2 protein-coding genes are annotated in these 7454 nt (G+C 58.6%); both read right to left on the reverse strand.

Annotation, left to right across the window (positions count from 1 at the left end):
* Positions 1–68 precede the first annotated feature (68 nt).
* Positions 69–2009, reverse strand: coding sequence for a hypothetical protein (locus KW846_RS06455; protein WP_218481661.1), 1941 nt, complete (start codon positions 2007–2009; stop codon positions 69–71).
* Positions 2010–2190: 181 nt separating this feature from the next.
* Positions 2191–7454: S-layer family protein (locus tag KW846_RS06460; RefSeq protein ID WP_218481662.1), on the reverse strand; the 5264-nt coding region annotated here is incomplete at its 5' end.

A 7454-nucleotide genomic window follows, 5' to 3' on the forward strand; every position in this document is an offset into this window, starting at 1 on the left:
GAATAGGAGTAAATTTCAACGCGGAACCCCGTTCACGATAAGGGCGCTCGAAAGCGCCCTTGGGTTGTCTATGGCGCAAATTTGCAACTGGTACCGTCACCGTCCCTCATAAGCACTCGAACAAGTTGCCGCTCAGACGTGGACAAATACCCATCGATCACCGTGGTGTACTTGATTGCCCCGAAAGCGCTACCTGTCTCCTCAAAAACCCTGTATGGAATATTGACGTAGGCACCATCGATGGTTTCTTGTTTACTAATCGTGTAAGCAACTCTATCCCTGACTGGAAGCTCTATAAGTCCCTCCTCATCTGCGTACGCTTGGTACTCAAGCGTAACTACACGATCCTTGAAAGCGGGGTCTGGCGGAATAAACACCACGACAGACATCTTCCCATCTAGACCTAGCCGTAGAGAAGTACAGTTCAAGTAACCAAAATCCACATCCAGATGCTGAATTTCAGGGTCTGAAATGACTCTGTCGTGTATACGCACATTAACGGACTGCGATTCCGACACTGCATAGTTTGCACTAACGGCATCGTAGGCGCGGTAATGCAAAAGTGTATTTGCATTATTTCCCTGAGCCTCGACAAACGTCCATGACACGCTGAATACCACCTCGAAATCACCTCCCTCACTGCCAGTAACGGTGTAAATGCCACCGTCGGATTCGGGTACCAGGACACCGTCCCAATACAGTTGCAGACACTCATTGGCAACCGCACCGTCATACAAGGGAACATGCACGTTTACAGGCTCATTTTCATCGACTCGATAGATGTGGTTGATCTCCTGCGAAACAGCGCCCAACGCTATGACCAATGGCAGAAAGTCGTCGGGCGGGCCTGGTTTATCCGGGTCAATAACTCCAGGTCTTCTCAAGTCCTTATTCACAAACGTAGTCAGCGGGGTATCGGGGTGCAGGCGAGCTCCGCGGCGGATTTGCAAGGTGACCGGGACATCATCCTGATAGGCAACTCCGTTGTAGACATCCTTGAAAGGTACGTCGATAAAAAAAGGAAAACGGTCAATCAGTTTTCCCTCTTGTGACAGACCATCCCAAGTGATCAGCAACCAATCCCTGCCATCAACAAAATTTTTGTACTCGTCGATGATTCCGACCCCAACACCCGGCTGCGTTTGGGCATCGATCAGACTGATAACGCCATCATCTTCAAACAGCGGGACAGCAGCAGGCACAAGAACAGGCGTAAGGGTCAACACCACATCAAGCACTAACTTGTCCGATGCGGGGCTCTGGTTGCCTTTGCGGTCACAATGGTCGGTCCAGATTTCATGCAAGCCTTCTTCACCACCCAACATCGTCTCGGTCAACTGAAACACGGGGGCGGTAATGGGGTCGACAAGAGTCTGGGTGCCAATCAACACTTTATCGGGATCGGCTTCCGACTCGCCATACCAGGCCCTGATAACGTCGCCAATTCTGTTGTCAGGTGTCAGAGGACAGGTCACAGGGACATGGCCGTTTACATCCAGATAGTCCTTGGTGATTTCCGTTACCGGAACGGTCGGCTTGATTGGCGCGGGGAAGTCCGTATCGATATTGATAGTTAGCGGTGTAACCAGAGCGCCAGTATTGCCGCCATGGTTGATACGGTAACTCAACTCATACCTACCTTTATCAGTCGTAAATTCCGCAGGCAAATCAAGTTCAAAGGGGAACGCAAGCGGCGGCACCGGTGTTCTATAGCGCCAGGGCTCCCCCACTAAAGAGCCATTCCATCGCAGTTGAATAAAACCGTCTGTAGCAATCGGATCCTGTGATTGATCAAACTGATGAACAAAAATCCTGAGCTCTTTTCCCTGATAATTCTTGTGAAGTTGATTGATCTCATCATCTGGTTCATTAGCCAGCAGTGGATTTTTTGCCGGATCCAGTTCAGGCGGGGCAGCAACAATCAGTTCAGCGGAATATCTCAACCTTCGATAGGCAAGCGCGTTTTCTTCTGCGGATGTCAGTTTGCTGATAATCGTGTACTTCGACATTTTGGTGTTCCTTCCGTCAACCGGCTCAACAATGACTTGATTTAAAGTCAGTTACGCAAGGCTGCCTACTGTCAGAAATAACAGGTTCTGATACCGCCGGTCTGGAACGTAAGAGTGACATGCGAAAAAAAACCGCCATCCCAGTGGAAGGGATGGCGGTTTTTTTCGTTGCGCTGTCAGATCACACGGTATCCACCTTCAACGAATGATCGTTGAGCATGCCGTTGATGATGGTCGCCGTGTCGTGCCCGCTCGCGACCACCCCACCCGCTCCCGGTGTTACACCGTATTGACTGGCGAGATTGACGCCGGCCAAATCGATGGTCTGGTTCGGTGCGGCACCGGCCATGGCGCTGACGTCGATGCTGGTCACCGTCGACGCCCCGCTGCCGGTGACGGTGAAGTGCAGGTAGTCGTCCAGCGAAGCCGTGGTGCCGTTCTCCCCTTGCAGCAGTTGCGACAGGTCGAGCTTGTCGGTGCCGGGCGTGAAGTCGGTGATCACGTCATGGCCGCTGTTGTCCTTGAGCCACTGGAAGGTGTCCGCCCCCGCCCCGCCGCTGAGGGTGTTGTTGCCCAGGCCGCCGATCAGCAAGTCATCGCCGCCCCCGCCTTTGAGGATGTCGTTGCCCAGGCCGCCGTTGATCACGTTGTTGGAGTTATTGCCGGTCAGGGTGTCGTTGAAGTTCGAGCCGGTGAGGTTTTCGATAGCGGTCAGGGTGTCCGTGCCCGCGCCCAGGGTGTTCTGCGCAGCGAGCAGGCTGAGGTCGACCGTGACCCCGGCGGTGGCGTGGGCATAGCTGGCCGTGTCGATGCCCGTGCCGCCATCGAGGGTGTCATTGCCCAGTCCGCTGAAGAGCAGATCATTGCCGGCGTCGCCATGCAATACGTTGTTGCCAGAGCCGGCGGTGAGCACATCGTTGCCGTCGCCGGCATTGATGATGTTGTTGCCCGTGCCCGCCACCATGACGTCATCTCCGCTGGTGCCGGTGAGGGTGTGGCCATCCTGATAGCTGATGGTCAGGTTGGCCGAGTCGCTGCCGCCGTGGTTGTCGTTGGCGGTGTAGGTACCGTTGTAGTCCGTGGTGACGTCGTGTGCTCCGGCGTAATTGACGGTCATGGTCAGGTCGTAGTTTTCTGCCCCATTCTTATTGCCACCACTGGTGTTGACGATGTTGGTCACGTGAATCTGGTAGGTGCCATCCGCGCCTGCGGTGATGGTGTCACCATCGGCAATGCTGACGAACGCTCCACCATTGAGCGAATACTCCATCGTGATATGCCCGGCACCCAGGTTGTGATTAAGGTTGAGCGTCTCTCCCTGATTCAGCTTGACCGTGATGAAGTCCTCATTGTTGCCATTGGCGTTGTTCGCTGCGCCGAGATAACCACTGACCACCAGCATCGCCGTCATGGTCGCCATGTTGGCCGCAAAGGCATTGCGCACGTTGGCCAAACTCTGGTTGGCAGCGACGTTGTCGGTGCCGGCGAAGCTGATCGCACCGGTACCGGTGAAGTCCGCGCCTTTCGCGGCCCAGCCGGTGTTGAAGGTGGTCGGCGTCGCGTTGAGCGCATCGCCGTTGGGGTCGGTGTCGTTGGCCAGCAACAGTTCGCCTGGCACCACGATGTTGCCCAACAGCACATTGGTGATGACGTGGTCGTCCACCGCCACCGGAGGCGCGTTGGGGATCACTTTCACGGTCAGCGTCGAGCTGGCGAGGTCGCCGTCGTTGTCGCTGACGGTGAAACCGATGTTCTCAGTGATCAGCACCGTAGTGGTTTTCTGTGAGGTGTAGTTGTAATCGCCAGTGTCGAGGTTGATCACCAACGTGCCGCCGTTGTTGGTGGCGATGCTCAGTGTGTTGTCCACGGTGTAGAAGGTGCCGTGGTTGGTGCCACCGCTTGGCGTCAACGAGCCCTCTCCGCTGAGGGCTTTCGGATCGTAGGTGTAGGTGGTGCCGTCGATCACGATGGATTTGATGAAGCCGCCATCAGCGCCGAACGTGCCGCCCTCGCCCAGCAACGAACCGGTGACCGGTGCGCCGACCACGGTGCCGGACAGCACCGAGTTGAGTTGATTGAGGTCGGTGACCACCACCGCATTGGTGTTGGTGTGGCTGATGCCGTCGTAGGCCAGCGGATCGAGGTTGGCGTTGCTCACACCGCTGCCCAGGCCGATCGCGTAGTTCTTGATGTTGTTGGCATCAAGGAAGGCTTTCAGCGCGGTTTCGTCGGCGGTGCCGATTTCCTGGCCGGTGGTGGGCTTGCCGTCGGAGAAGAAGTAGCCGACGTTTTGTGCACCGGTCAATTTGCCCGAGGTGTTGAACGCGGTCTGCATGGTCGCTACCGCCGCGTCGTAGTTGGTGCCACCGTTCGCGGTGAGGCCAGCCAGCAGTGTCTTGGCGGTCGCAACATCGACCCATACCGAAGTCCTGTCGGTGGCGCTGCTGCTGAAGGTGACGAGTTGCACTTTCACGTCGCCCAGGTCGTCGTATTTATCCAGCAAGGCACTGATGGCCTGCTTGGCCAGTTCCAACCGTGACAGGCCCGGTACGCCGGAAGGGTCGACCATGCTGCCGGAGACGTCGAGCACGATCAGCAGGTTGGAATCGATCTCCACCGCTGCCACCGAGCGATCCGATGCCACCGCCTTGGGCACGTCATCGACAATATTGACCACAATGGTGCTGGTACTGCTGTTGCCCGACGCATCGGTGGCCCTGTAGGTGAAGCTTTCAGTCAGGCTATTCGGACCGTCGTTGGCATTCGGCGAGGTTTTTGGCGCCGAGGTCAGGGTGTAGGTGTAGCTGCCGTCGGGGTTGAGCAGGATCTGCCCGTAGGTGCCGGTGGCGCTGCCGACCAGGGTGTAGGTGAGCGCGCCGCTGGCACCCGAGACAGATCCGACCAGGGTTCCGGATGCGGTTTCACCAGTATTGCCCGGGTCGCTGCCGGTGACCGTACCGGCGGCCAGGTCCTGGCCGCCCTGGTTCAGGTCGAGGGCTTTTTCATAGACGGTCACGTCGCTATCGGGGTTGGCCTTGATAATGCTGTTGGCCACATCGATGGTGATGGTGGTGGTGCTTTCATCGCCATCGGAGTCGCGCACCGTGTAGGTGAACGTGTCCGTGGCCCCGGCAACGCCGACCGAATCCGAGTTGCTGTGATACACCGCGTTGCCGTTGGCATCGAGCGTCAGGTAACCGTAGGTGCCGTTGATCGGGTTGCCCAGCCCGCCGACGGCCGACGTCGCGGTATTGCTGCCGGCGCGCACGCCGACCACCGTCGCCGGACCATCGGCGCCGTTGATGTCATTGCCCAGCACACTGATATTGACTGTGCCGCCCTCCGTTACCGACGACGAATCGGGTTTGGCGTTCGGCAAATCATCGACGATGTTGACATTGATCTGCCCGTTCGCGATGTCGCCATCGCTGTCGGTTGCGACGACGTCGAAGTTCTCGGTGAGGCTGTTGGCGCCATTGGCGGTTGGATGGGCTTCGTTGTCGTTCAGGGTGTAGCTGTAGCTGATCACGCCAGTCGCGGCGTTGAAGCCGGTGATGGTCAGGGTGCTGCCCAACGGCGTGACGGCGGTTTGCGGGAAGCCGACGGCCACGCCACCACTGACCACGGTGATGCCGCCCACGGTCAGGGTTTGCAGGCCATCGAGGGCGGTGACCGTGAAGGTGCCGCTCTGGGTCAGGGCCGGCGAGTTGGGATTGGTGCCGTCGCTGAGGTTTTTCTCGTAGACCGTCAGCTCGCCGCCATACACGTCGAGGCCGCCAAGGGTGACCTGGTCGTCGTTGTTGTGAACGTTCAGCACCAGGTTCGCAGTGCTGATATCACCGTCCGAGTCGGTGAGGGTGTAGGTGAAGGTTTCGGTGCCGTTGCCACCGCCCTGCAGGGCTTTGAAGTCCGTGTCGCCGGGGTTCAGCGTATAGGTGTAGGTGCCGTTGGCGTTGAGCACCAGGGTACCGTAGGTGCCGGTGAAGGTACCAGGGGTCACCGGGCCGGCATTCAGGCCGATGGCGACTTTATCGGCGCCGATCACGTCGTTGTTGAACACATTGCCGCTGAGGCTCGCCACCGTCTCCGAGGCGGTGCCGAGGTTGCTGTCGTTCATCGCTTTGGGCATGTCATCGACAATGTCCACCACGATGGTGCTGGTAACGATATTGCCCAGCGAGTCGGTAGCCTGATAGCTGAAAGTCTCGTGCATCACGTTCGGGCCGTCATTGGCGTTCGGTGTGGTGCTCGGCGGGGTCGTCAGCGTGTAGGTGTAGGTGCCGTTGGCGTTGAGCTGAATCTGTCCGTAGGTCCCCACGTTGCTGCCAACCAGGGCGTAGGTGATCGCGCCGACGGCGTGAGTGACCGAGCCCACCAGTGTGCCGGAAGCGGTTTCGCCCGTGTTGGTCGGATCGCTGCCGACGACCGTACCGGCAGCCAGATCCTGCCCGCCCTGGCTCAAGTCGAGGGCTTTTTCGTAGACCGTTACATCGTTGTCGCTGACCGCTTTCAGGCAACTGTTGTAGACGTCGATGGTGATGGTGGTGGTGCTTTCGTCGCCATCGGAGTCACGCACGGTATAGGTGAACACATCCACCGCACCAGGGCCGCTCACCGCGTTAGGCGTGCTGTGATACACGGCGCTGCCGTTGGCATCGAGGGTCAGGTAACCGTAGGTACCGTTGATCTGATTGCCCAGCCCGCCGATGGCCGAGGTTGAAGTATCGCTGCCCGCGCGCACGCCGACCACGGCGCCAGTAGCAGCCGGACCATCGGCACCGCCGATGTCGTTGTCCAGCACATTGCCGCTGACAGTGCCGCCCTCCTGCACCGAGTCCGCATCGGCTTTGGCGGTCGGCAGGTCGTCGATGATGTTGACGTTGATCTGCCCATTCGCGATGTCGCCATCGGTGTCGGTAGCGACGACATTGAAGTTCTCGGTGAGGCTGTTGGCGCCGTTGGCGGTTGGATGGGCTTCGTTGTCGTTCAGGGTGTAGCTGTAGCTGATCACGCCAGTGGCGGCATTGAAGCCGGTGATGGTCAGCGTGCTGCCCAACGGCGTGGTGATCGATTGTGGGAAGCCCGCCGCTACGCCTCCCGTGACCACCGCGATGCCGCCAACGGTCAGGGTTTGCAGGCCATCGAGGGCGGTTACCGTGAAGGTCCCGTTCTGGGTCAGCGCTGGTGTGTTGGGGTCGGTGCCGTCACTGAGGTTTTTCTCGTAGACCGTCAGCTCGCCGCCGTACACGTTGAGGCCGTTGAGGGTTACCGGATCGTCGTTGTTGTGGATCTGCAGCACCAGGTTCGCCGTGCTGCTGTCGCCGTCCGCGTCGGTGATGGTGTAGGTGAAGGTGTCCGTGCCGTCGCCACCGCCGTGCAAGGCTTTGAAGTCGGCGTCGCTGGTGTTGAGGGTGTAGGTGTAGGTGCCGTTGGCATTCAGCACCA

The organism is Pseudomonas sp. PDM32 (assembly GCF_019219225.1).
Lineage (GTDB): Bacteria > Pseudomonadota > Gammaproteobacteria > Pseudomonadales > Pseudomonadaceae > Aquipseudomonas > Aquipseudomonas laurylsulfatiphila.